Consider the following 23685-nt stretch of genomic DNA (forward strand, 5'->3'; position numbering starts at 1 on the left):
TCCTGCTCGATCTTCTTGAGTTGATGATCAGAAGTGTATCGGCTACCAGAGCGGTGTGGACTGCTGTTAGATTACACCGTCTTTCTGGAGTTTTTCGATCTCATTCTTCGAGAGGCCCAAGCGCTTTCGATAGATCTCATGGTTGCCTTCACCCTTTCGTGGAGCGGGCTCGATATCGGGCATCTCCGACTCCGAGAGTCGGATCGGCATCCCGGGAACACGGATCTCTCCCTCGGTGGGATGATCGATCTCGACGACCATCTCCCGCTTCTCAAGGTGGGGATCGTGGATCACCTCCTCGACGCTCTGGACCGACCCACAGGGGACGCTGACCGCCGAGAGCGTCTCCTCAATCTCTTCGCGGGTGCGCTCTCGAGTCCACTCCTCGATGGCCGTGTCGATCGTCTCCATGTGCTCGACGCGGTCGACGTTGGTCGCGAACCGGTCGTCGTCCCGCAGGTCCTTTCGACCGATCGCCTCGCACAGCGTCCGCCAGTGGTCGTCGGATGTACAGAGAATCGCCACGTAGCCGTCGTCAGCCTCGTAGGCGTTGTAGGGCGCCTTCGCGAGGCTGCTGTGCCGATTGCCCGTCCGCGCGGGGACGTCGGCGTTGTCGTAGTAGTTGGCCAGTTGGGACATGAGCGAGGGGTACACTGCGTCCTGCATGCTGGCCTCGACGAACTGGCCCTCGCCGGTACGCTTGCGCTGGTAGAGCGCCGCCAGGACGCCAGCCGCGAGGTGGATCCCGCCGAGGAAGTCCCCCGGCGCGATCCCGGTCTTGGTCGGCGGATCGTCGGGACGACCGGTAGCGTCCATGACGCCGCTTTCGGCCTGGACGATGAGGTCCATCGCCAGCCGATCACTTTTGGGGCCGTCCTCGCCGAAGCCGCTACCGTGCGCGTAAATCAGTTCGGGGTTGATCTCGGCGAGGGTTTCGTATCCGAGGCCGAACTGCTCCATCGTCCCCGGCGCGAAGTTCTCGACGAGGACGTCCGCGTCCCGTACGAGATCCTTGAATAGTTCCTTGCCCCGGTCGTCTTTGAGGTTGAGCGTGATGCCCTCCTTCGTGGAGTTGAGCATCACGAGTTCCGGCGGTTCGCCCTCGCCGTCCTCGACGCGGGAGCGGAGGGGTTCGCCGAACGGTGGTTCGACCTTCGTCACGTCGGCTCCAAGATACGAGAGCATCAAGGAACCGTACGCGCCGTTGTAGATCTGTCCGAGGTCGATAACGTCGACGTCGTCGAGTGCTTGTTGATTCATATATGAGTAGTGTCGATGTCGAAAATGGACCTTTGGGAAGGTTCAGTGGCCGTATTTCTCGTGATACGAGCCGAAGAGTTCCTCCTCGCTCGGCTCGTCGGGTTCGACAGTCTCAGCGACCGTCGTCGTGTTGAGGAAATGAGTGTAATCGATGTTCTCGTCGGTCTGGTTGCTGCCCCAGATGCCGGCTCCCATCGAGAGCGTGAAGTTGAGCCCATTGTCGAAACTTCCGCCGTTGCCGAAACACTGGGGCTGGTTGATTAACAGCCGGGCGACGTTGATCTCATGGCCGATGCGTTCCCGGTGGTCGTCGTCAGTCGTGTGTAAGCCACAGGAATGACCACTCCCCTCGAACGCGAGGATGTCGCTCGTTGTCTCGAGCGCGGCGTCGAAGTCGGCGGCCTCATAGAGGGTGAGCACGACCGAGAGCTTCTCGCCCGAAAGGGGATATTCTTCGCCGATGCCCTGCCCCTCGACCATGAAAAAGTCGGCGTCGCGGGCCTCCGGCGGGAGGTCGGCGGCGACCGCGATCTCGTCTGGCGGCTGTGCGGTGACCTCGCCGGAGAGCGAGCCGTGGCCGTCGGGGAACATGGTCTTCTCGAGACGCTCGCGTTCCTCGGCGTCGCAGAGGTACCCGCCCTGGGCCTCGAGCGCGGCGATGGCGTCGTCGTAGACCAACTCGACGATCACCGCGGAATTGTCGCTCGAGCAGCTCGTCGCGTAGTCGAAGGTCTTGCTCTTGGCGATGCGGTCGGCGGCCGCCTCAAGGTCGGCCGTCGCGTCGACGATCGAGACGACGTTGCCCTCGCCGACGCAGTAGTTTGGCGTCCCCGAGCGCTCGCCCCGGTGGACGTTGCTCGCGGAGCCGGTTACCTGTAGCAGGTCGCACCGATCCATCAGCTCGTACGTCTTCTCCTTCTCGACGGGTCCGGGGAGCAACTGGACGAGATCCCGGGGCGCGCCTACTTTCTCGAGTTCGTCGCGAATGTACTCGACGACCAGTTCGGCGGTCGAGTAGCCGGCCGGCGACGGCGAGACGACGATCGCGTTGCGCCCCTTCAGCGCCATCATTGCCAGATTCGCGGGCGTCGCGCCCGGGTTGGTCGAGGGGACGACCGCGCCGACGACGCCGACGGGCTTAGCAATCTCGGTAATACCCGTTTCCTCGTTCCGCTCGACCACGCCGACTGAGGGTTCCCCGCGCAAGTCGTCCAGCGTGCCGGCGGTCTTACGGCGCTTTTTGGTGATCTTGTCCTCGACGTTGCCGAAGCCGGTGTCTCTGACTGCCATCTCCGAGATTTCTCGGGCGCGATCCTCCTCGTAGATCGCCCAGGCGATCGCTTGGATGAGTTCGTCGACCTCTTCCTGATCGTAGTCCGCGATCTCGTTCATCGCCGTTCGTGCGCGCTCAAGACAGGAATCGACGGCCGACGTCGACCCGACTTGCGAAGCGTTCGTAGTCATCTACGGTCCCTGGTCGATTCCGCCCTAAAGCCATGTTGCCGGCACGTACGCGCCGGCGATTAGCAGCCGTTCAGTCCTTGATCACGGTAACGAGCAGCGAGAGAGCGATCAGGAGCAACAGCCCGATCGTGATGTAGCTATTGAACAGGAAGGCCCGAGCGCTCTCGCCGGTCAATAGCCAGCCGGTGACGAAGCCGTTCTCGGCGATGTCACCGAGGATCACCCCCAGCACGAGGCTTACGAGCGGGTAGTCGTACTTGATGAACAGGAGTCCGACTAGGCCGAAGATCAGAACGATATACAGATCGACGGGCGCGTTCCGCACCGCGAAGCCCCCAACAATCGAGAGCACCGCCACTGCGGGAATGATGTACCGAATCGGGATGTACGCAAGTTTCCCGAAGTACTGCGATCCGGTGAGTCCATAGATCAGAATCAGGACGTTCCCGATGAACAGCGAGAGGATCATCGCGTAGACGATATCGCTTGAGGAGTCGAACAGCCCGGGACCGGGGTTCAGTCCGTGAAGCGCGATCGCACCCAGCAGCGCCGCGGTCGAGCCGCTCCCTGGGATTCCGAGTGTCAACGTCGGAATCAGCGCCCCGCCCTGGGTCGCGTTGTTGCTCGAGTCGGCCGCGATGACGCCTTCGATGATGCCGGTGCCGAACCGGTCGCTTAGTTCGTCGTTAGCCCATCGCTTGGCTTCGTTATACGAGACGAAGTTCGCTACGTCAGCACCCGCGCCGGGCAACGAACCGACAAAGGTCCCGATGAGCGTCCCGCGAACGAACTCAACCGGCCGAGAAGCGACCGCTCGGGCGGCCTCGTACACTTCCGACGTGCCGCCCTCGACGTTTTCACCGCCGGTAACGGCGGGACCTCGGTAGGCGAGTCGAAACACCTCCGCCAGGACGAATAGCCCGATGAGCACGACGACGAAGTCGACGCCTTCAAGGAGCGTTGTTTGCCCGAACGTGGCCCGCGACTGGGAGAGTTGCGGGTCGTTCCCGATCGTCCCGATCAGTAGTCCGAACAAGCCGGCCAGCAGTGCCTTCGTGAGTGACGCACCCTTCGCAGCGGGGATGATCGTCAGGGCAAACACCGCGAGCAGGAACATCTCCGGCGGGCCAAAGTTGAGCGCGAATTCGGAGATCGGTGGGGCGAAGACGAGGAGGAAGGCTGCTGCGACCACGCCCGCGAGTCCGGAGACGATCGCGGAGACCGCGAGCGCGTAGACGGCTCGCCCTTGTTTCGTGAGTTCGTACCCGTCCCAGCAGGTGACAACCGATCCCGGCGCGCCGGGCGTATTGATCAAGATCGCTGGAATCGACCCGCCGTACACCGCACCACCGTAGGCGGAGACCAGGAAAATCAGCGCCAGCGTCGACTCGAACGGGATCGTAATCGGCGTGAACAGCACGATTGTCATCGTCGCGGAAAACCCGGGAATCGCGCCGAACACGACGCCGACTGCGGTTCCTAGAAAGATCGCGAAGAGCACATACGGATCCGCGAGTATGCTGAGTCCGGCCTCTATCGAGGCGGGGAAGAGCAACGCGTCGATCATAGCGGCACCTGTAACCACTGGATGAACACGATCCAGAGAAGGAACGCGAACCCGATCGAATACAGCGTCAGGGAGAGCAGGCTCTCCTCACCGAACATATAGAGGGTGACCGCGAGATACCCTACAGTGGCGACGAGGAAACTGATCAGCTCGAGCGCGACGATGTAGAGGCCCGTCAGGACGACCAACAGCGCCGCGTTACGCACGGTGAATATCTGATCGGTTGTGGTCGTTTTGGGCTCGGTATCTGAACTTGCCTCGGGCTCGCTCTTTGGGTTCGGTTCTGGTTCAGGGAGGGCCGACGCCGTTTCGAGATCGGACCCGTCCTGCTCCCTGCCCCCGTTGATCGAAACCGCTTGCTGGACGAGGGTGATGACGGCGAGGGCCGTCGTCGCGTACAGCAGCGGCCCCGCATACAGCATGGAGAGGTCCGGCAGGGCGCGCGTGTCCCAGTAGTAAAACAGGCAAAACGCCAGCACGAGTCCTGGAAACAGCAACTCGCCCGTATCGACCTCGAGTGTCCGTTCGCCAGCTGAGAACGTGAGTACCGGCGGTGTGACTCCTGTCATGGATTCTACTGGTCGTAAATGAAGGACTCGATCACGTCGGCGTACTCCTCCATGAACGCGGCAGTATCCTCGACCTCCTGTCTCGTCTCGTCGGGACCGCGGTAATCGATGATCTCGTCGAGGCCACCCTGTTCTTCGGTTCGGGCCCGAAACGCCTCGTCGTCGAATACCGCGGCGTAGCTCTCCGAGAGCGCCTCGAATCGGTCGGGATGCTGCTCGCGAACCCCGCCGGGTAACACGACCAGTTTCCACTGCCCGAGCCCCTCCTCGACCAGCGGGATTTCCTCCAGCCCGAGTTCGGCGAACGACGGCGCGGGCGGCCACAGCTCCTGTTGCTCGGCGGTGTGTGATCCGAGTGCGATCACGTCGTCGACGTGGTCGGGGTTGAACGCCCAGGGTTGATTGACGCCGGCGTCGATGTCGCCTGCGAGGACGGCCTGTCGGACGCCGGAGCCGCCGCCCATATTGACGATGGTCAGATCGAGGTCAAAGGTCTCCTCGACGAGCAACGCGGACAGCGCCGTGTTGCCGATCGCGGCCGTAATGCCGACGGTTGCGTCGTTTTCGCGGGCGTACTCGACGAATTCCTTGAGATCGCTGTACGGGCTGTCGGGCGGTGCGAACCACATCGTCGGATCCCAGTGGTGAGTGCCGAGATAGTCGAAGTCGTCGATCCGGTACGGCGCATTCTGGAACAGCCACGTCGCCTGCATCTGGGGCATGTTCCACATCGCAAGCGTAAACCCGTCGGCGTCGGCATTGTACAGCTCCTCGCCCCCGACCTGCGTCGAACCGCCTGGATGGTTTTCGACGACGAAATCGATATCGAGTAATTCGGACCACGTCGGCGTCGTAACGCGGATCGACCGGTCGGTACCTCCGCCCTGCGACCACGGAACAACCGCCGTAATCTGGGTCTCGTCGAACACGCCCATTATACCGCGGGCCTGGGCGGTGTACGCTGCCGTTCCCGCCAGTCCGACGGCCCCAGCCGCGAGAAACTCCCGTCGACTAGTGTCTTTTATTGTCATTGTTGGATTATACTTGCGCCTGGATTTGCTCCGACTCGAGAGGGACTGATGATGCGCTTCGTCGCACTTCAGTCTTGAGTCGGTCGCACGGTTCGTCGTTTCGCGGACACCACTGCAGTGTAGCAGTTGACATTGTTGGAGGCGGTCAAGCGTTAGATCGTCCAATAATCGGAAGATTCGATCCGAACTGTGTCCCGAACTACGTGTTATATTGAGGACCTATCCTGGGTTGCCGATTGGGCTTGCGACTGCAACTGAAACAGGTGATTAAGAACCAGTATGTTAGATATGGGGGCATAATATACGTCGACGACGATAGATCAGCTAACCCGACTTTATGCAGCGAATGGAGGAATACGTGATCAGTTCATAATGCAACCCGAGTGGCTTTGTGTCTCCCAGCGGCAGTTGTTTCGTGGAATACACGACGCTCGGATCAACTGGCATGGAAGTCAGTCGACTCTGTCTCGGCTGTATGAGTTTCGGCGATCCGAACTGGCGCGACTGGGTCCTCGAGGAAGACGAAGGGACGGAAATCATCGATCGGGCGATCGACCTCGGGATCAACTTTTTTGACACCGCGAACATGTACTCGCGGGGCGAATCCGAGCGCATCCTCGGGAACGCCCTCGAGGGGTATGATTCGGACTGGCCGGTCGTCGCCACGTAAGTGTACATGGAGATGAACGAGGAGAACCCGAACGCCAGCGGGTTGTCGCGAAAGGCGATCGAGCAGGAACTCGCGAACAGCCTCGACCGGTTGGGAATGGACACCGTCGACCTCTACCAGATCCACCGTTGGGACGACGACACGCCGATCGAGGAGACGATGAAAGCGCTCGACGATGCCGTGCGTCGCGAACAGGTGCGTTATCTCGGTGGTTCCTCGATGTGGGCCCACCAATTCGCAGAATCACTCCACACGAGCGACCGGTTAGGTCTCGACCGGTTCGTCACGATGCAGGACCACTACAATCTTGTCTACCGCGAGGAGGAACGCGAGATGCTGCCGCTCTGTAAGAAGGAAGGCATCGGTGTCATGCCCTGGAGCCCGCTTGCTCGCGGCTATCTCGCCCGACCCGCTGAGGATATCAACACGACGGCTCGAGGCGAATCAGGCGAAAAGCTGTACGAACACCCGTATCGCGACGGCGGCGGTCGCGAAATTAACGAGCGTGTCGAGGAACTCGCTGAGGAGAACGGTATGACGATGGCGCAAATTTCCCTAGCTTGGTTGTTACACAAAGATTGGGTCGATGCGCCAATAATAGGGACAACAAGTATTGAACATCTCGAACAAGCTGTTAACGCACTCGATATTTCGTTATCCGATAGCGATATTGAATATCTTGAGGCGCCATATGAACCAGTACCGGTATCTGGTCACACATAGATGTGATCCGAGCGACCAATGACTTTGATTCAGTATACGCAGCAAGAGGACTCTCGGATGGACGAATCCGCCCGATAGGAGTTGACTCCTGTAACTGCGGGTCGAACGACTTCCGACTACTCCAACAAGGATCACCGTAGTCAATCAGTGACGCTACCTCAGTTCTTTTCGTCTCATACTGCTCATAATCAGTGCCTCATCTATACTGAGCGATCACCACGTTCGTAGATTAAGCCGAATCTCGTGCCACATTCGCGCTCTGTATTCAGCACGGTTTCTGTAACCTATCTCCAATTGAGGGTTTCAACAAGGCCAGATTTCCGGGACTGATCGGTCCGGGAGATCCTTCTGCCGGCGGGCGTTCTCCAGCAGCGCTTCCGGCGTGAACACAGATGATTCGTCGAAATCTTTCGCCTCGAAAAGCGGAGACGTGTCCGGGTCGGATGGGTCAGTCATATCGTTCGTGTTCACAGAACTCAGGCAAGGATATTGTGGTCACTCAGTCGGAGTCCCAACGACCGCTGAGATCGCAGCGTTCGATGGGTCTGCGCTCTCGAAGACTTGCTCGTCGGAGATACCCAAGAAGAACTCCTGCTCGCCCTCGACGTATTCCAGAATCGTGTCTGTCAAAGCCTCAGAATCCCGGTGGACCATCCGCTGGAAGTAGGAACCTTCTCGCTGGAGATTCGATCGAACGTACTCGGAACGTGTGTTCAACACGAGTGCCACGAGGACACCCTCAGACGCGAGGACACGAGTCGCCTCAGCTAGCACAGCATCGCTATCGGGAATGAATTCGAGCGTCGAGACGAAAACGACAGCATCAACGGACGCGGTTGCGATAGGGAGCGCGGTCGCATCACCGAGAACAAGCGGTGCAGAAACTCGATCCCGTGCTGCCTGGATCATCGCCTTTGAGCGGTCTATCCCGATCATTTCGTGATCGGGAAAGCGTTCTTCGAGCGAGCCGATGCCGCATCCAACGTCCAGAATCCGGTCGTCCGTACCGACGTGCTGTTTCACATACGCGGCCTCGCGGTCCATGACCGTCGTCCCGAACTCACTCTCACAAAATCGAATGAAACTCTCTACGTCGCTCATCTCCTGGCCTCCTCGAGAACGTGTCCGAGTTGGTCTTTGACGTACTGGATGTCCTCTCTCGCCGTGTTACGGCCCAGTGAGAACCGAACCGCGCCAAATGCTAGGTTCGTATCGATGCCCATCTCCATTAGGACCCGAGAGGGAGACCGATCATTGGAGTGGCACGCAGACCCGCTCGACACCGCGATGTCGCGGTCGGCAAACGCCTGAACGAGATCCGCCCCCGACAATTCAGGGAATCCCATCATCGCGTAGCCAGGGAGTCGCCGATCCGGATGACCGACGAGGGTCGCATCGGTTTCGGTCTGGAGTGTCGCGACGAGTTCGTCACGGAGTTCGGCTAGACGTTCTCTCCGTTCCGCCAGGTCCTCCACGGCGAGTTCAGCAGCTTTCCCCATCCCAACAATCCCCGGGACGTTTTCCGTCCCGCTGCGGAGTCCCCGTTCTTGACCGCCTCCGTGGATTATCGGCTCCAGTTCGATACCGTCACGGACGTACAGTGCGCCCACGCCTTTCGGGCCATAGAACTTGTGCGCGCTGAGGCTCGCCAAGTCGAGTCCGAGTGCATCGACGTCGATTGGAATCTTCCCCGCTGACTGGACCGTATCCGAGTGGAACACCACGTCGTGTTCGTCGGTGATTTCGCCGATAGCCTCCAGCGGCTGGATGACCCCGGTTTCATTGTTGGCGTGCATAACGGAGACGACGGCTGTGTCCGGTTGAATCGCAGCTGCGACGTCGGCTGGATCGACGCGGCCGTCCCGGCCGGGAGTCACCCGCGTTACATCGATACCGTGGTCTCCCAGCCAGTTGGCCGTCTCGACCACCGCTGAGTGTTCGATAGTCGTGGTGACGACGTGTTGCCCGTCAGCCGCATCGACGGCCCCTTTGAGCGCGAGGTTGTCCGCTTCGCTTCCTCCGCCCGTGAACACGATGTTCCGAGCACTCGTGCTGAGGAGATCAGCGACTGCTGTTCGTGCGTTGTGAACCGCGTCAGCCTCAGCGGTCGCATAGATCGCCGATGGATTGCAGTAGTGATCTTCGAGAGACGGCTGCATTGCGGCGATGACCTCCTCGTGCGGTTCCGTCGTCGCGGCGTGGTCCAAGTAGATCATTAGTAGTTGCTAAGATGTAACATCGACTCTGGAGCGCTTCACTCTTGATCTGAAGCGACCTGCCACCGTAATTGGTTGGCGGAATTCCCTCTAGAGAAGAATCATCGCTGAGACTCAAGTCGCCACCTACCGTAGTTTCTGTATGCACCTCGGAATCATCCTCGAGACGAACGACCCCGAGCGCGTCTGGAACGGATTTCGACTGGCGAACACCGCACTGGACGAGGGACATACCGTCGAAGTGTTCCTCCTCGGGGATGGCGTCGAAGCGCCCGACCTCGAGCACGAGAAGTTCAACCCACGCGGAGTCATGCGGAAGTACACGCAAAACGGCGGGGACCTCTTCGCCTGTGGTACCTGCCTCGACTCTCGTGACATCGATCCCAACGACCTCAGGCCCCGTTCGACGATGGGTGACTGCCTTCGTATCGTCGAAGACGCCGACGAAGTGCTGACCATCGGCTGACGCTACGACGGCGGTGGCTCGTCGCGTGGTCAGTCGGCGCTCTGTTCGGGCGTCCGTGGTTGCTCGACGTGCAGCGGATCTCCCGTGGACGTCGCCGTCACCAACCGTAGGAACTCGCCCGCGTTCGTGAGGAGTTTGTTCTCAGCTTTTCGAAGGTGCTCCTCGTACGTCGAGCGAGCAACGGATGTCCGCTCGGCCAACTCGCGTAGCGACGTCTTCCGGGGCTGTTCGTAGTACCCGCTTTCGAGGGCCAACCGGAGCGCCGCCAGCTGTCGGTCGGTGAGATCCTCGAAGAGCTGATCGACGGGGGCCAACATGCTGTGCGGGATCTGCTGTTCCTCGATGGCGGTCTTCGAGAGAACGTCGATGTCTCGGTCGGACTCGAGGTCCCGAATCAGCGCTCGAACGTCGGCCTCGTCGAACGCGATCACCGAGTAGTGCTCCCAGCCCTGTCGGTGGATCGTCGGCGGCTGGTACAGGCAGTTGTACTCCTCGAACCGGTCGATAATCGACCCCTCCAGCGAACAGAGACACGCCTGCGTGACGACGTGCAACCCGGAGTCGTCGATCGATCGATGCAGGATCGTTCCTAGACTGTCGATCTCCTCGAGCAGGTCGTCCGTCGGGGTTTCCGAGGACGTGATCTCGAGCACCTGGCAGTCGCTCAGATACCACTCGCGTATCGTGAGGTCCGGGTGCCGTTCCGAAATCTCCCGATAGGGACACTCGTGTTTCACCCGGAACGAGGCCTCGTACAGGCTCATACGCACTATTCGTTCTCTATCGCAATAGCTGTGCCGGTCATGACCGGCACTACCCATATACAGATATGCCTCTTATCGGAGAACACCGATGACAGAAGTGACTCCGGACGAACTCAGTGGACGATTGCAGGCCGACGGGGACGACGTTCTCGTCCTCGACATTCGGCACCAAGCGGACTACGACGAATGGCATATCCCGAACAGCGTCAACGTAGACGTCTACGACGAACTACAGGACGATCCGGAGACGGCAAGGGATGCCCTCGAAGACCTGCCGGAAGAGAAAGAGATCGTCACCGTCTGCGCCGCGGGAGTCGTCTCACAGACGGCGACGGACGTCCTGCGAGAGATGGGGTACGATGCCGCGACGCTCACCGATGGGATGAACGGGTGGAGCCGCGTCCACCGGAGCGCGCCCGTTGAAACCGATCTCGACGGGACGCTCGTTCAGGTCGCCCGTCCCGGGAAGGGCTGTCTCTCGCACGTCCTGATTTCGGACGGCGAAGCCGCCGTGCTCGATCCCTCCCACTACCTCGACGAGTACGATGCAATCCTCGAGGAGCACGACGCCGACCTCGTCGGCGTCTTCGACACGCACGCGCACGCCGACCACGTCTCCGGAGGTGCGGAGCTTGCCGAGCGTCACGACGTTCCCTACTACCTCCATCCGAAAGACGCGCTCGCGATCGACGCGACCCCGGTCGAAGACGAAGCGACGATCGAAGTCGGGACCGTTGACGTCGACGTGATCCACACGCCGGGACACAGCGAGGGCAGCGTCTCGTTCGATCTCGAGGGCGAGGCCCTGCTCACGGGCGATACGCTGTTCCACGAGAGCGTCGGCCGCGTCGAACTCGGTGTCGAAGCCGGGATCGAAGAGTCCGACGTCGAAGGGAATGCGGCGACGCTCTACGAGAGCCTCCAGCGCTTGCTGGATCGACCGGCTGACGCCGTCGTCCTGCCGGCACACGACCCCGAAGCACCCGAACCACCGGTAACTGCGACACTCGGTGACGTCAAAGCGCAAAACGCGGATCTCAACCGTGACCGTGAAGAGTTCGTCGAGACACTCGCCTCGGACATCCCGGACCATCCGCCGAACTTCGAGCGCGTCAAGCGCACGAACGTCGGGCAGGAGGACGTCCCCGACGACGAACTATCCGAGCTCGAACTGGGCCCTAACCGCTGTGCAGCCGAGTAATCGATGAGTGGACAAACCGACCTGACGCAGGGCATTCGCGAGCACCTCGGACAGTTCTCGCTGCACGTTCTGCTGGTGTTCGCGACGGGGCTGACGATCGGCTCTGAGCGCACGGTCGTCCCCGTGTTGGGCGAGGAGGTGCTCGGCGTCGAGTCGTTCTTCGTCATCGGCTCGTTCGTCGTCTCCTTCGGCTTCGTCAAGGCGCTGCTCAACCTCTACGCCGGCAAGTGGGGCGAGGAGTACGGCCGCAAGCCGGTGCTCGTGCTCGGCTGGCTCACCGCCCTGCCGATCCCGGTGATCCTCATCTATGCGCCGAGCTGGAGCTGGATCACCGTCGGGAACATCCTGCTGGGGATCAACCAGGCGCTGACCTGGAGCATGGCGATCAACGCCAAGATCGACCTCGCGAGTCCCGACCAGCGCGGGCTCGCCGTCGGCATCGACGAGGCCTTCGGCTATACCGGCGTCGCCGCAGGCGCGTGGATCACCGGCGTCATCGCCGGCCAGACCAGTCTCCGGCCCGAGCCGTTCTACTTCCTCGCGGCCGTCGTGGTGCTGGCGTTCCTCATCTCGATCTTCCTGATCAAAGAGACAGTTCACCTCGCGCAACTGGAGGGCGACGACGACCACCACGATGCGAACCTGCCGTTCAACGAGGTCCTGAAGCGCGCGACCTATGGCGACAAGACGCTGTTCGCGGCGGCGCAGGCCGGCCACATCGAGAACTTCGTGGACACGCTGTTCTGGATCGCCGTCCCGCTGTATCTCACGAGTCAGGGCCTCGCGATAGAGGCCGTCGGCGTCGTCGTCGGCGTTCACAGCGCGATGTACTTCCTCCAGATCGGGACCGGCGGTCTCGCCGACCGCATCGGTCGCCGCCCGCCCGTCGTCGTGGGGATGTTCATCGCCGGTGCTGGCGTCCTCGGGATGGTGTTCGTCGATAGCTACCTTCCGTGGGCCGTTCTATCCGGGATCTCTGGCCTGGGGATGGCGCTGCTCTACCCGAACCTGATGACGGTCCCGAGCGACGCGGCCCATCCGACCTGGCGGTCGGCGGGCATGGGCGTCTACCGGATGTGGCGTGACTCGGGCTACGGCATCGGCGCGATCCTGATCGGCCTCACGATGCAGTTCGTGAACACCGAAGCTGCGTTCTACATGACTGCGATCCTGATGTTCGTCTCGGGGGCAGTCGTGTTCCTATGGATGGAAGAGACCCATCCCGACTTTGGTACTCACGAACCTCCGGCGCCTGCGACGGAACCACCTAGACAACCGACATCTGAAGACTGAGGATTGCTTTTTCTGACCGTATCGGACCTCCTTTCTTCTAACTAGTCGCGTATCTTCGAACGATGCTCGGAAACGAAGACCCGCTGGTGGTCGCTGCTTCCTAACCGGCTGCGGACGCTTGACCTACTCTCTCAGAAGACAATCCTGAATTAGCCTATTTTGAAATTGGTTACAACCTGCTGTCCGCCGTGTTCGTTGGCCTGAAGTCGACCAACGATTATCCCCTACGGAGTATTTTAGGCATTTAAATTCTCGGAAAGCAGGAGTGGAAAGGGATGGGGAACGAGGTGGGTGGGGGAGCTCACCGCACCACTAGCAACTATATTTTGTTTCCTATAGTGGTTTCGGATGGTAATACCATTTCAACTTATATTCTGCCATCAGCGTGAACTAATAGAAACTATGAGCGAGATGCCGTCCGAACCAGTCAAGAACCAGCATAATACAGTTGATATCACCTTGGAGGCCCTCTCTCACGAATATCGCTTTCAGCTTTTACGGTGCCTCCGTGAAGAAAGCCCGATAGAAGCCGTTATCCCTCACGTCATTGACGGCATGGAGGGCGATCCGGAGATAGAAGCGGTGGAAATTGAGATGTATCATCATCACCTACCGAAACTCGAAAGAGAGGGATTCATCAAGTGGGAGCGAGAGCACGATCAAGTGAGGAAAGGGCCGGAATTTGATAGAATCGAGAAGTTATTCGACCGGTTAACCGAAGACAAAAACGACGAACCCGTATTTAGATAGTTCAGCGTCTACAGTAGCATCAGAAAATACGCGCGTACTCACGGATAGATTGTTGCCCATCTCCCTAGGAGTGATAGTCTCTATTGACAACTATAGGGACGGATGACTCGAGCAACGGTTTCAACGCAAATGGAGGACGTTGAGGAGGGAAGTCTCGTTAGGTGGAATGGCCGTACAAATCCGCAGGTAGTGACTGAAGTAACTGAGACTTGGTTTGATGTGAACAGCCATAGCGGGAGTTACTACCGATTCTATCCTCACGATCGGTACCTTATCAACCAGCAGAGTGATACTGAGTATGATGTTGATGAGTTCGAGATCGTCGGAGAAGTCTACGACACAAGTGTTTGGTAAATGTACTTAGTGGATCGATGGACTGGCACAGTCTAGTTTAGCAATCAATCAACAACGGTGACGGTTCGCGTGGCCGAATCGGCGCCCGTATCCACCACCACGGGGAACTCCTCCCGACCGCCCGATGGCTGCCCCGTCTGAAACGTCAACGTGAACGTCGCGGATTCACCGGGTTCGAGCGTTCGCATCGTGCTATCTTCCACCTGTGGGCTATGCCCAACGATAAGCTGGATATCCGTCCGTCCCGTTTCATCGCCGATATTTTGAATCGTCGTCTCAACAAGGAGGTTTTCTCCGCCGCCGACCGGAGAATTAGTGGTCATTTCCTGAACGGCGAACGTTGCGGGGGTTGGACCGTCTTCAGATCCATCCTCGTTTCCACTAACAACGGCGACAGTCCGCGTGGCTGAATCGGCACCTGTATCCACCATCACGGGGAATTCTTCTCGGCCGCCCGATGGCTGCCCCGCCTGAAAGACCAGTGTGAACGTCGCAGATTCGCCGGGCTCGAGCGTTCGCATCGTACTATCTTCCACCTGCGGGCTGTGTCCGACGATAAGCTGAATATCTGTCCGTCCCGTTTCATCGCCGATGTTTTGAATCGTCGTCTCAACAAGGAGGTTTTCGCCGCCGCCGACCGGGGAATTAGTAGTCATTTCCTGCACGACGAACGTTGCGGGGGTTGGACCATCCTCGTTTCCGTCCGAGCTATCATCTTCGGTGACGACAATCGTGAAGTCGTGTGTATCATTCCTCGTCGCAACTCTGCCGGGGAACACTTCCCGACCACCCGAGGGCTGGCCCGCTTCAAACTCAAGGGTGACCTCGGTTTCTTCGCCGGGGTCGGCGCCGACGCTCTGTGTCGAGACACGTTTTGGATCATGACCGATGATGAGATCGACCAGCGTCCCACCGCTTTCCCTACCCGTATTTCGGATTGTAGCGTCCACTTCGAGCGTTTCACCCCCGCCAATTGGTGAATTCGTTTCTACGCCCGTAATAGTAAATTGGGAGTCCGGGTCAGGGCGGGCAAACGCCCATCGGTTTGAACTGGTGATTAGCCCATTCTCACTAATCACCCACGCCGTAACACCTTCTTGAACGATGTCTTCCGACGACGGAGTGATCCGCGCAGTGTCCTCCCGCCCGGAGACGGACGTAATATCTAGTATGATGTCGGCTGCCAGTGCCCACCACACGACGCGATCCAAGTTACCATCAGGGTCGGTCACATCCATTTCACATTCTAGCGTAGTATTGGGTTCAAGGATCCGGCGTTCAGCTGTCGAGGGTCGCGTGTCGCGAATCTGTGGTGGTGCAAGCCCGGCTGAATCGGTATTGATCGTCCAGGCGACGGTATTCCCGCCCGCCCCATCCCAGTCGAGAACGGCGGTTACGCGGCAGTCCTTCTCAACAGTGTACTGCCAGAACTCATTGCCGGTGTACTGGTGGTACGTACTGAACCATGGGCCCAACGAGAGTCCTTTAGAATCCCCGTTGATGTGCCATTCAGGACTTTGTTCGGAACCGGCGTCGTGGTCAATCTCGAACATCACTCCCGAGCCGGGTTGTACGGTGAGCTCATAGGATGGCGGGCGAACACGCCGAAACGGCGTTTCCTGCACACCGGTCACGTGCCCTACAGCACCGCTCCCGAGCAGCCCGCTTGCGGTGATCCCCCCAAGAAATCGTCGTCGATCGATCCGTGACCGGTCCATACGAAGAAAACCGAAAGCCTGCGCCGTAAACTCCGGCTATTATTCCACCACTCAACCGCATATTATGCAATATAGCCTGGTGTATATACACCACTAAGGAGGGATGCGATGACCGCGTGATGTGGGACTTCCGCTCCAAATACGCATACGGGTATCAACCAAATCGACATAACCGACGATCGAGAGCTGCTGATCGAAGTTTGGCTCCGTCACTTCCGCTGTTACAGGACAAGATTCGACTGACTAGGCTTGGAATCGACCCGTCATCTCACAACTAACAGCGGAAGCAGTGGGGTCGATTCTACAGAGTATTAATCGGTAGACGCTAACCGCTCTCAGCAAATTACTGAGTCCAACCTGCATCAAGTCCGCTGGGTTAGCTACTGTTGGACCGACCGGGGACGCCGTAATCCACGTGAACCGTCGGAGTGCTTGGTGACTCCGGTGCGGGTACGCCGTTCCAATCGACAACGTGGATGTTTGCCAGTTCACCGGAGAACCGAAACCGCATCACGCCAGTATCAACTGCACCCTCTGCGGAGTGGTCTGTGACAACAGTTGCCTCTTCGAGCGGATCAGCGCCAACTAGTTCGAGCTCGCCGTCAACGGTGATTTCGTAGTTTGATGGTACGCCTCTGCCAACGATCGTTACGAGATTTGGCAGAGTTGACTCATTTTCTTCGGACATACGTTGATGAGGCAATCCTGCCAGTATAAGCCTTCTTGTCTGCGAAAAAGTAGGTATTGGTGAAGGTGTGATCAGGCCGAATACGATTCCTTTCAGAAATCAACGTATTGGCCCTCCCACTCTCGTCGCTCGTGGATCATTTCTGTCCCTGCCTCAGTGATAGCATAGTAGTTCGTCCGGCGATCGAGTTGGCCTTTCTCGACTAATTCTTTGTTGACGAGGGTATCGAGGTTTGGATATAGGCGACCGTGATTGATCTCGGAACTGTAGTACTTCTCTACTTCTTCCTTGACGGTTTGCCCGGACGGTTGGTCAGCGCCTGCGATCACATACAGGAGGTCGCGTTGGAAACCGGTGAGGTCGTGCATCTCACCTGAGAATTCAACGATGATGTATTTGATTTCTTTTCCGACTCGTGACATATGTTTGGATATCATGAAAGTATCGGTCTAATGAATGACCGGAGTTAGCGGAGTAGCCGATCAGAACGTTTTAGATACTCAGATCAAAACTCGAGAGCGTGGTCGCTAGGAGACGGCCACACTGGGGTTGTTCGGGCTACGTCAGGGCACACGAACACCGGCGCCCTGTCGCTTTCTAGTATGTTGGCGACCCCGTAGCAGTAATCCGACGTCGTCCCCAGCAGCGCTTTGACTATGGCTGCATTGAACTGAGCATCTCGACGGCCCGTTCCCACTTTCTACCACGTGTAGTCCTGACAGGTCAGCTACCCACCGGACGCGTGACCTGGAAACCCGTCATGTTCCTGGGAGATCGTCAGACAGAAGACCATCGACATAAGTTGGAAAGCTCACACTGTACACACGACAATGGCTAAGTAGGCTGGCTCACAATGTACACATAATGAGTAGCGATAAAAAGCGCGTCCAGTTTCGAGCTCCTCACCGACTCATCGATCGAACCGATGCGCTCGCAGATGTCCTCGGAGAGGATCGAACGGATATCCTCGTGACCGCACTTCGGGAGTACCTTCAGGAGGCTGCTCACGACGATGCCATCACGCAGGAGATTGCGGCCGCCTACTACGACGACGAGATCACCTTCGACCAACTCAAAGCACTCGTCGGAGCCGAAGAGGCGGCTAACCTTCGGGTGTTGAAACAGCAGTTAGACGAAGACTTCATCGACGAGGTTGCCGACGCATAGATGTCGCAGCTAGTTGCAGACGCTTCCGCCCTCGTCAGTCTCGGGATCGTTGCTGATGACGATCCTGATCCACTCTCGATCTGTTTGGCCCAGTATGAGGTTGTCGTCCCAACGGTGGTCATCGAGGAACTTCGGGAGATCGCTTCGTACGATGACGCGCATGGTCGTGCCGCAGCTACCGTACTCGAGCGAACTGAAGCATTCGAGACACGGACGACCGACCTCGACGCTGAATTCCCGCTCGATGATGGCGAGAACGCTGCTGTCTCCCTCGCGAATGAACTCGATGCTGCACTGTTTCTCTGTGACGAGTTCAACCAACTCGGCTTGATTCACGCGTCACTCGCTGATACCCGACTTGTGACGACGCCGACGCTGCTCTCGGTCCTCGTTCGAACCGAACAGCTGTCAGCTGCCGAGGCCCAGAAGCTTCTCGACGAGATCAGCGTCGCTCGCAGTTGGGACTCGAACAGCTACGTGCAACGGGCCCGCTCGTTGCTCGAGGAGTCCTAAACCGATACTGTCTCTCTTCAGTTCGCAGTCCGTTCCTCTTGTGCCCACTCACCTTCTTGCCCACTTCGAGTCAAGGGTTGGGGTGTCGCCGAGTGGGTTTTGAGGCCATATTTATTCTTCAGAATGAACGCCTATCATCTGTGTCCATTCCCGTCATTTCCCGCCGAATATAGATGGGGATTAATATGCTACGAATTTGATGATAGTCGTATGTACGATCTTACAGCCTTCCAGCGAGATCTCTTGTACGTGATCGCCGGTCAGGACGAACCACATGGACTCGCGATCAAAGAGGAACTCGAGCAGTACTACGAGGGCGAAATCCATCACGGCCGGCTCTATCCAAACCTCGATACTGTCGTCGACAAAGGTCTCGTCGAGAAGGGAGAACTCGATCAGCGAACAAACTACTACACCATCACCGCTCGTGGCCGGCGTGAACTCGATGCCCGTCGAGAATGGGAAGATCAGTATGTCGGTGAACAACTCTCATAGAGGCTAGTCATAGACCAGTTGTGAGAGAAGGAAGACAGTGCCATTCTCTTAACCAACAAGCTTCTATTTACACTGACCGTTGGTTAAGAACCTGTTGTCTAATTCGTCGGCTGCCAGCTATCACTACTGCTGTGTCGGATCGGAGTATACGACTGGGGTTTCAATACTACTGCGAAACTGAGAGTGGGTACGGACAATGACAGAGAACCGTTCGGCGGCGGATATCTTTCGTCTTCTCGCTGACGATACTCGTGTTGATATTCTTCGCGCTGTTGCAGTTGCACAATACGAACTAGAGGAAGTTGGATCAGGTGCCGCTGTACTCGCGTTTTCTGAGATCTATGACCACGTTGACGTGGAGAATACGTCAAAGTTATCGTACCATCTCGGGGAGCTCACTGGGACCTATCTACGGAAAAGCGAGGACGGGTATTCGCTCTCACATGCCGGTGAGCGTATTGTTCGATTCATCCTATCTGGGAATTACGAGCAACCGGAAGCATTTGGTCCTGAACCGGTCAATGGAGTATGTGTCTTCTGTGGAGAGAATGCGCTTGAAGCAAGCCTCTCGCACCAGTTTTTCCGAATCGACTGTACGGCGTGTGAGCAGCAGGTTACGGGTCAGCCGATAACGCCGGCACAGGTTAATACACGGGATGGCGATGCTCTCATTCGGAGTGTCAAGCTACGAAGTACGGAGGATGCGAGACAGATTCGACAAAGAATGTGTCCGGAGTGTGGGGCACATCTCTCGGCTGATGTGATTCACGTGTCTGAGAGCGCGTTACCTGATGCTGATCCGTTTGTCGTGACGAGTTCCTGTGAGGAGTGCCTTCGAGAGTACAACAGTCCGTTGACCTACAGTGTCGTCTATCACCCGGCATCAATCGCGTTTCATTGGAATCATGGGGTAGATGTGACTACACGAGGTATCTGGGAGTTCCACGAATACGTCTACGATGGCCTTTGGACGTCCGAACGGACTGCGACTGATCCCGACGAGTACGAGGTGGTGTTACGTCATGGAGACGATGCAGTTCGGTTCTACTTGGATTCGACTGCGACGGTAGTTCGGACGGAGCGCGTGCGACGTGAGAGCGGTGTGTTTTAGCGTTCCTAACAGAATTATTACGAAATCAGTGTTGAGCGAATAGCGGTACTAATTGGGTGACACTCTTACTCTACGTATTAGGTGTGTGTTCTCTCGCTTTTCTACTCAACCTTGGTTTTGAATCGAATCCGACCAATTATCAAATTTGCGATGGTTTTATCGGTGTTGCTGGTTCGACCCGTAATTGCAGTCAACGGAGACCCAACCCGTGTCATCAAGCAACCCTCACGAACCAACAAGCCAGCAGAATCGAACACCGCGCGAAAGAACTGAGCAACAGCAATCGAACGAGAGACGGTCGAAGTCAACCGAAGAAATCGCCGATGCGTATGCAGACGTAGCTGACAAGCTTGCCCGATGGCAGCACCTCGATCGACTATTCGCCGGTCAGTATCGTCGAAGCCAGTTCAGTGACGCGAACGACCGTGTGCTCGATGTCGCCTGCGGCACTGGGAGGAATTTCCGGTATCTCACATCGTCGAGTGAGGTCGTCGGTATCGACATCAGTGACGAGATGCTTACCCACGCCCACGACGTACTCGAGCGACTCGATCTGGACGGTACTGTCCAAGTGATGGACGCTCAGTCACTTGGATTCTCTGACAATAGCTTCGACGCTGTCATCTCGTCGTTCTCCACGTGCACGTTCCCTGACCCAGTTACTGCACTCCACGAGATGGAGCGAGTCTGTACGTCTGACGGTGAGATCTTGCTACTTGAGCACAGTCGCAGTGATGCTTCGCCGCTTGCCTGGCTCCAAGATTGGCGTGCCGAGTCCCACTACGAGAAAAACGGCTGCCGACTGAACCACGATCCGCTGGAGACCGTCGAACAGGCCGGCCTCACAGTCGAGAACGTCTCGACCTCGTTCTTCGGTCTCGTCACTACTATCGAAGTCACCCCGTCATGATGAACACCAGAACGACTGGAACCACGAGACGGTCGTTCCTCGGATGTCTCGGTGGGTTCGGACTCGGCAGCCTTGGAACCGCAGCCGGTCGAACGAACCCCACGGCCACCTCTCGAGCCGCCGACTCACGTTCAGGTGACGTTCCGTTCACGAACCCAGACGAACTCGAAGCGTTCGTTGACGAGGTAATGGCCGAACGAATTGGAACGACAACACCCGGAGCCACTGTCGCTATCGTCTCGGGAGATTCCGCCGTCCTCACCAAAGGATACGGTACTGCTGCTGTCGATGCTGACGAGTCGGTTCAGGCTGATGAGACAGCATTCCGGGTTGGATCGGTCGGGAAACTCGTGACATACACTGCCGTCATGCAGGGTGTCGAACGAGGCGTGCTCGACCTCGACGTCGACGTGAATACGTACCTTGAGGACTCAGCAGTCACTGTCCCGGACACGTACAGCAATCCTGTAACACTCCGGCACCTTGGTACCCATACCGCTGGATTTGAATCTGCACTTGACCCCGGTATCGTCGCCGACCCAGCTGCACTTGACTCATTGGAGACGGTACTCGTCGATCAGCAGCGCTCACGCGTCCGTCCCCCTGGCGAGCTCGTCGGATACTCCAACTACAGTGCGGCACTCGCCGGCCACATCGTTGCTGAAGCTCACGAGACGACGTTTGACGAGTACATCCAGTCTGAGATTCTCGACCCGCTCGGCATGTCTCACAGCACGTTCGCCCAGCCCATCTCTGACGATCAGCCTGGTGAGCTTGCCGCACCACACGTTAGCGACGGTGGGTCGTTCACGGTAGCTAACGACGTGTACATCAATATGCGTCCCGCGGGTTCGCTAAGCGCGACGGCGACGGATATGGCGGCGTTCATGCGCGCACACCTTGGTGATGGTTCAGTCGGCGATGGGCGGATTCTAGACACTGAGACCGCCAAAACGATGCATAGTTGCCACCATGTACGTCACCCAGCGGTCACGAATTGGCGATACGGATTCCACGAGTACGGGGACCCAGATGCCAACCTCATTGCTCACTCGGGTGCGACAGTTAACTTCACGAGCCACCTGCTGCTCGCCCCGGACCACGATGTCGGGATCTTCGTTGCCTACAACACCAATCCCAGCGAGCTTCCGGCGGCTGTTGTTGATGATATCGTTAGGGGATACGGTCTCCAACCAGCACCGACATCGCCGACTCCGACTGCAGAACCGGGTAAGCAGGAACGCGCTGAAACCGTCGCTGGCGAGTACAGCCTCTCGTATCTCCCGGAAAGCGGTCCCCTTCAGGTAGTAGACTTGTTGGAACACGTGACCGTCGAACCAACGGACAATGGCGGTCTGCGTACGACCACGCTCGAGGGAAACGACCGGAAATGGATTGAAATCGAGCCGTACGTGTATCAAGAAGTCGGCGGCCACGATGTCCTCGCTTTCGAAGTTACAGATGGGGTCGTGAACGTGCTGCACATGAGCAGTGAACCGACTGGTGTCTACCAACCAGTCCCGCTCCACGAACGCCAATTCGTCTCCGGCGGTGTCCTCGGAACGGCAGTAACTGGATTCGGACTCTCACTCGTAGGGTGGGGTGGACACAGCGCCTGGCAGCAGTGGAAGCAGCATCGGATCGACGATAAATCCGACACGGAGGACTCTGAATGACAGATCAACACGTCCCTCAACACCGAACGGAGAATGCACGCGAACACGATAATCGAACTGGGTTCATGCACGCCGTCAAACACCGGATGACGAGTCCTCCGTGGCTCGCTCGCACAGCAGGCGTCGGCTTGAGTAGTGTCTCGATCGGGTTCGTCGGGCTCTTTCTCTTCGTCTTGGAATCTGGCGGCGAGGTCACACTCTTTACACGACCGCTTGTAATGGAAGTCGCACTCGTTCTCCCGTATTTCATCGGAATCCTCACGCTCGGTACAACTGCTGGTGCCTTACTGGCATGGCGATACCAATATTGGTCCCTACCTGTCCGCATCCATCAAACAGTACTGGCACTGCTAGGTATCGCGTTTAGCTGGCAGCTCGTGGTACTCGGATTCATAGCATTGTGAGGTTCACCACTGGGTAAAAGATGAAACTGAATAGGTTCCCATAGTGCTCATGCCACTCCTTTCTAAACGAAAAGCAGCGCGAGTTCCCCACCCTTCCGAAAACCGCAGGTTTTCGGCTTTCGCAAATCTTTGATTTGCATCAACACCGTGGGCGGGGGTGAAGCGCGTCACTCCGGCGCGTGTTCCGTCTGTTCGATATACCGCTCAACCACTTCCTCCGACACCGTTCCTGTCGTCCCCACGTAGTATCCGACCTTCCAGAATCCACCGCCCCAGAAATACGATTCTTGAATCTCGGGATACCGCTCCAGCAAGTGCTTTCCAGAGTAGGACTTGAACTGACGGGCACTGTCTAGTTTAGCACCTCGGCTGGCGTCTGTCCGTTAAGTGATTGATGCGGTCGTTGTGTGTTATAGTAATGTACAAACTGCTCAAGCCATTCCCTGACGCTCGCCCGACTGCCCACCCACGAATTATGGAAGCGGTCAACCCGCATCTTGAACGTCTGAAACCACTTTTCGATTAGGTTTCGCTCGACGTAGTCGAGCTGACCGCTTAACCCTAATCGAGAGAGGGCAGTCAGATAGCCGTAGCCATCAACGAGAAATACAGCTTCGGAGAGATCGTGTTTCTCGGTCAATCGATGCAGGAACACAGCGGCTGGATCGGTGCCTC

24 protein-coding genes and 2 pseudogenes are annotated in these 23685 nt (G+C 57.9%); 12 read left to right on the top strand and 14 right to left on the bottom strand.

The features are described 5' to 3' along the window. Nucleotides 1–66: 66 nt before the first annotated feature. The 5 genes from ATJ93_RS22805 to ATJ93_RS22825 all read right to left on the bottom strand — a co-directional run bounded on the left by ATJ93_RS22805 (nucleotide 67) and on the right by ATJ93_RS22825 (nucleotide 5891). On the bottom strand, nucleotides 67–1260 hold the full coding sequence (locus tag ATJ93_RS22805; RefSeq protein ID WP_120246954.1) for a CaiB/BaiF CoA transferase family protein: 1194 nt from the start codon (nucleotides 1258–1260) through the stop codon (nucleotides 67–69). A 42-nt stretch (nucleotides 1261–1302) separates the two neighbouring features. Then, on the bottom strand, nucleotides 1303–2724 hold the full coding sequence (sauS, locus tag ATJ93_RS22810) for an acylating sulfoacetaldehyde dehydrogenase (protein ID WP_120246955.1): 1422 nt from the start codon (nucleotides 2722–2724) through the stop codon (nucleotides 1303–1305). Between the two features lie 70 nt (nucleotides 2725–2794). Next, nucleotides 2795–4291 (bottom strand): tripartite tricarboxylate transporter permease, encoded by a 1497-nt coding sequence (locus tag ATJ93_RS22815; RefSeq protein WP_120246956.1) that lies wholly within the window; start codon nucleotides 4289–4291, stop codon nucleotides 2795–2797. Then, nucleotides 4288–4860, bottom strand: a complete 573-nt coding sequence (locus ATJ93_RS22820; protein WP_120246957.1) for a tripartite tricarboxylate transporter TctB family protein — start codon at nucleotides 4858–4860, stop codon at nucleotides 4288–4290. The genes ATJ93_RS22815 and ATJ93_RS22820 overlap by 4 nt, the downstream gene beginning before the upstream one ends. 5 nt (nucleotides 4861–4865) lie before the next feature. Then, nucleotides 4866–5891 carry a Bug family tripartite tricarboxylate transporter substrate binding protein gene (locus ATJ93_RS22825; RefSeq protein WP_120246958.1) on the bottom strand — a complete coding sequence of 342 codons (1026 nt, stop codon included), beginning with the start codon at nucleotides 5889–5891 and terminating at the stop codon, nucleotides 4866–4868. Nucleotides 5892–6306: 415 nt separating this feature from the next. On the opposite strand from ATJ93_RS22825, the pseudogene ATJ93_RS22830 reads away from it, so the two are divergent. After that, nucleotides 6307–7284 (top strand): annotated as a pseudogene (locus tag ATJ93_RS22830) (aldo/keto reductase). 303 nt (nucleotides 7285–7587) lie between these two features. Here the strand turns inward: ATJ93_RS22830 and ATJ93_RS22835 are convergent. From ATJ93_RS22835 to ATJ93_RS22845, 3 genes are read right to left on the bottom strand one after another with little or no spacing between them, the layout of a single operon-like run. After that, on the bottom strand, nucleotides 7588–7740 hold the full coding sequence (locus ATJ93_RS22835; RefSeq protein ID WP_211334130.1) for a hypothetical protein: 153 nt from the start codon (nucleotides 7738–7740) through the stop codon (nucleotides 7588–7590). 39 nt (nucleotides 7741–7779) lie between these two features. Next, nucleotides 7780–8385 carry a class I SAM-dependent methyltransferase gene (locus tag ATJ93_RS22840; protein ID WP_120246959.1) on the bottom strand — a complete coding sequence of 202 codons (606 nt, stop codon included), beginning with the start codon at nucleotides 8383–8385 and terminating at the stop codon, nucleotides 7780–7782. Beyond that, on the bottom strand, nucleotides 8382–9500 hold the full coding sequence (locus tag ATJ93_RS22845; RefSeq protein ID WP_120246960.1) for a cysteine desulfurase family protein: 1119 nt from the start codon (nucleotides 9498–9500) through the stop codon (nucleotides 8382–8384). The genes ATJ93_RS22840 and ATJ93_RS22845 overlap by 4 nt, the downstream gene beginning before the upstream one ends. A 142-nt stretch (nucleotides 9501–9642) precedes the next feature. Here ATJ93_RS22845 and ATJ93_RS22850 point away from each other — a divergent pair, with 142 nt between their 5' ends. Beyond that, nucleotides 9643–9966: a DsrE family protein gene (locus ATJ93_RS22850; RefSeq protein ID WP_120246961.1), complete on the top strand. Its 324-nt coding sequence runs from the start codon at nucleotides 9643–9645 to the stop codon at nucleotides 9964–9966. Between the two features lie 29 nt (nucleotides 9967–9995). Here the strand turns inward: ATJ93_RS22850 and ATJ93_RS22855 are convergent, their stop codons facing one another. Next, nucleotides 9996–10730: a helix-turn-helix domain-containing protein gene (locus ATJ93_RS22855; RefSeq protein WP_120246962.1), complete on the bottom strand. Its 735-nt coding sequence runs from the start codon at nucleotides 10728–10730 to the stop codon at nucleotides 9996–9998. An 88-nt stretch (nucleotides 10731–10818) separates the two neighbouring features. On the opposite strand from ATJ93_RS22855, the gene ATJ93_RS22860 reads away from it, so the two are divergent. The 4 genes from ATJ93_RS22860 (at nucleotide 10819) to ATJ93_RS22875 (ending at nucleotide 14328) form a co-directional block, all read left to right on the top strand. Continuing rightward, nucleotides 10819–11931, top strand: coding sequence for an MBL fold metallo-hydrolase (locus ATJ93_RS22860; protein ID WP_120246963.1), 1113 nt, complete (start codon nucleotides 10819–10821; stop codon nucleotides 11929–11931). Nucleotides 11932–11934: 3 nt separating this feature from the next. Further along, nucleotides 11935–13224, top strand: a complete 1290-nt coding sequence (locus ATJ93_RS22865) for an MFS transporter (RefSeq protein WP_120246964.1) — start codon at nucleotides 11935–11937, stop codon at nucleotides 13222–13224. Nucleotides 13225–13626: 402 nt separating this feature from the next. Next, nucleotides 13627–13974: a DUF7344 domain-containing protein gene (locus ATJ93_RS22870; protein ID WP_120246965.1), complete on the top strand. Its 348-nt coding sequence runs from the start codon at nucleotides 13627–13629 to the stop codon at nucleotides 13972–13974. Between the two features lie 129 nt (nucleotides 13975–14103). Further along, on the top strand, nucleotides 14104–14328 hold the full coding sequence (locus tag ATJ93_RS22875; RefSeq protein ID WP_120246966.1) for a hypothetical protein: 225 nt from the start codon (nucleotides 14104–14106) through the stop codon (nucleotides 14326–14328). 44 nt (nucleotides 14329–14372) lie between these two features. On the opposite strand, the gene ATJ93_RS22880 is transcribed toward ATJ93_RS22875, so the two are convergent. From ATJ93_RS22880 to ATJ93_RS22890, 3 genes are all read right to left on the bottom strand, one after another. Beyond that, nucleotides 14373–15962 carry a COG1361 family protein gene (locus tag ATJ93_RS22880; RefSeq protein WP_245977813.1) on the bottom strand — a complete coding sequence of 530 codons (1590 nt, stop codon included), beginning with the start codon at nucleotides 15960–15962 and terminating at the stop codon, nucleotides 14373–14375. 460 nt (nucleotides 15963–16422) lie between these two features. Then, complete coding sequence (locus ATJ93_RS22885; protein ID WP_120246967.1) at nucleotides 16423–16734, bottom strand: hypothetical protein; 312 nt, start codon at nucleotides 16732–16734, stop codon at nucleotides 16423–16425. Between the two features lie 92 nt (nucleotides 16735–16826). Beyond that, complete coding sequence (locus ATJ93_RS22890; protein WP_120246975.1) at nucleotides 16827–17102, bottom strand: PadR family transcriptional regulator; 276 nt, start codon at nucleotides 17100–17102, stop codon at nucleotides 16827–16829. Between the two features lie 496 nt (nucleotides 17103–17598). Between ATJ93_RS22890 and ATJ93_RS22895 the strand changes: the two genes are divergently transcribed. From ATJ93_RS22895 to ATJ93_RS22920, 6 genes are all read left to right on the top strand, one after another. Next, on the top strand, nucleotides 17599–17901 hold the full coding sequence (locus ATJ93_RS22895; protein WP_120246968.1) for a hypothetical protein: 303 nt from the start codon (nucleotides 17599–17601) through the stop codon (nucleotides 17899–17901). Next, on the top strand, nucleotides 17902–18414 hold the full coding sequence (locus ATJ93_RS22900) for a PIN domain-containing protein (RefSeq protein ID WP_120246969.1): 513 nt from the start codon (nucleotides 17902–17904) through the stop codon (nucleotides 18412–18414). 210 nt (nucleotides 18415–18624) lie between these two features. Next, nucleotides 18625–18909: a PadR family transcriptional regulator gene (locus ATJ93_RS22905; RefSeq protein WP_120246970.1), complete on the top strand. Its 285-nt coding sequence runs from the start codon at nucleotides 18625–18627 to the stop codon at nucleotides 18907–18909. A gap of 196 nt (nucleotides 18910–19105) precedes the next feature. Then, nucleotides 19106–20020 (top strand): winged helix-turn-helix domain-containing protein, encoded by a 915-nt coding sequence (locus tag ATJ93_RS22910; RefSeq protein ID WP_120246971.1) that lies wholly within the window; start codon nucleotides 19106–19108, stop codon nucleotides 20018–20020. Nucleotides 20021–20228: 208 nt separating this feature from the next. Continuing rightward, nucleotides 20229–20930, top strand: coding sequence for a class I SAM-dependent methyltransferase (locus ATJ93_RS22915; protein WP_120246972.1), 702 nt, complete (start codon nucleotides 20229–20231; stop codon nucleotides 20928–20930). Next, nucleotides 20927–22606 (top strand): serine hydrolase domain-containing protein, encoded by a 1680-nt coding sequence (locus ATJ93_RS22920; protein WP_245977815.1) that lies wholly within the window; start codon nucleotides 20927–20929, stop codon nucleotides 22604–22606. Before ATJ93_RS22915 ends, ATJ93_RS22920 begins: the two co-directional genes overlap by 4 nt. 571 nt (nucleotides 22607–23177) lie before the next feature. Here ATJ93_RS22920 and ATJ93_RS22930 read toward each other — a convergent pair. Together ATJ93_RS22930 and ATJ93_RS22935 are read right to left on the bottom strand one after the other, a co-directional pair. Further along, nucleotides 23178–23363: pseudogene (locus ATJ93_RS22930) on the bottom strand (transposase); the annotation flags it as partial. Continuing rightward, the coding region (locus ATJ93_RS22935; RefSeq protein ID WP_120246977.1) for an integrase core domain-containing protein at nucleotides 23363–23685 on the bottom strand (323 nt) is incomplete at its 5' end. The gene ATJ93_RS22935 and the pseudogene ATJ93_RS22930, both read right to left, overlap by 1 nt.

Source organism: Halopiger aswanensis (assembly GCF_003610195.1).
Taxonomy (GTDB): domain Archaea; phylum Halobacteriota; class Halobacteria; order Halobacteriales; family Natrialbaceae; genus Halopiger; species Halopiger aswanensis.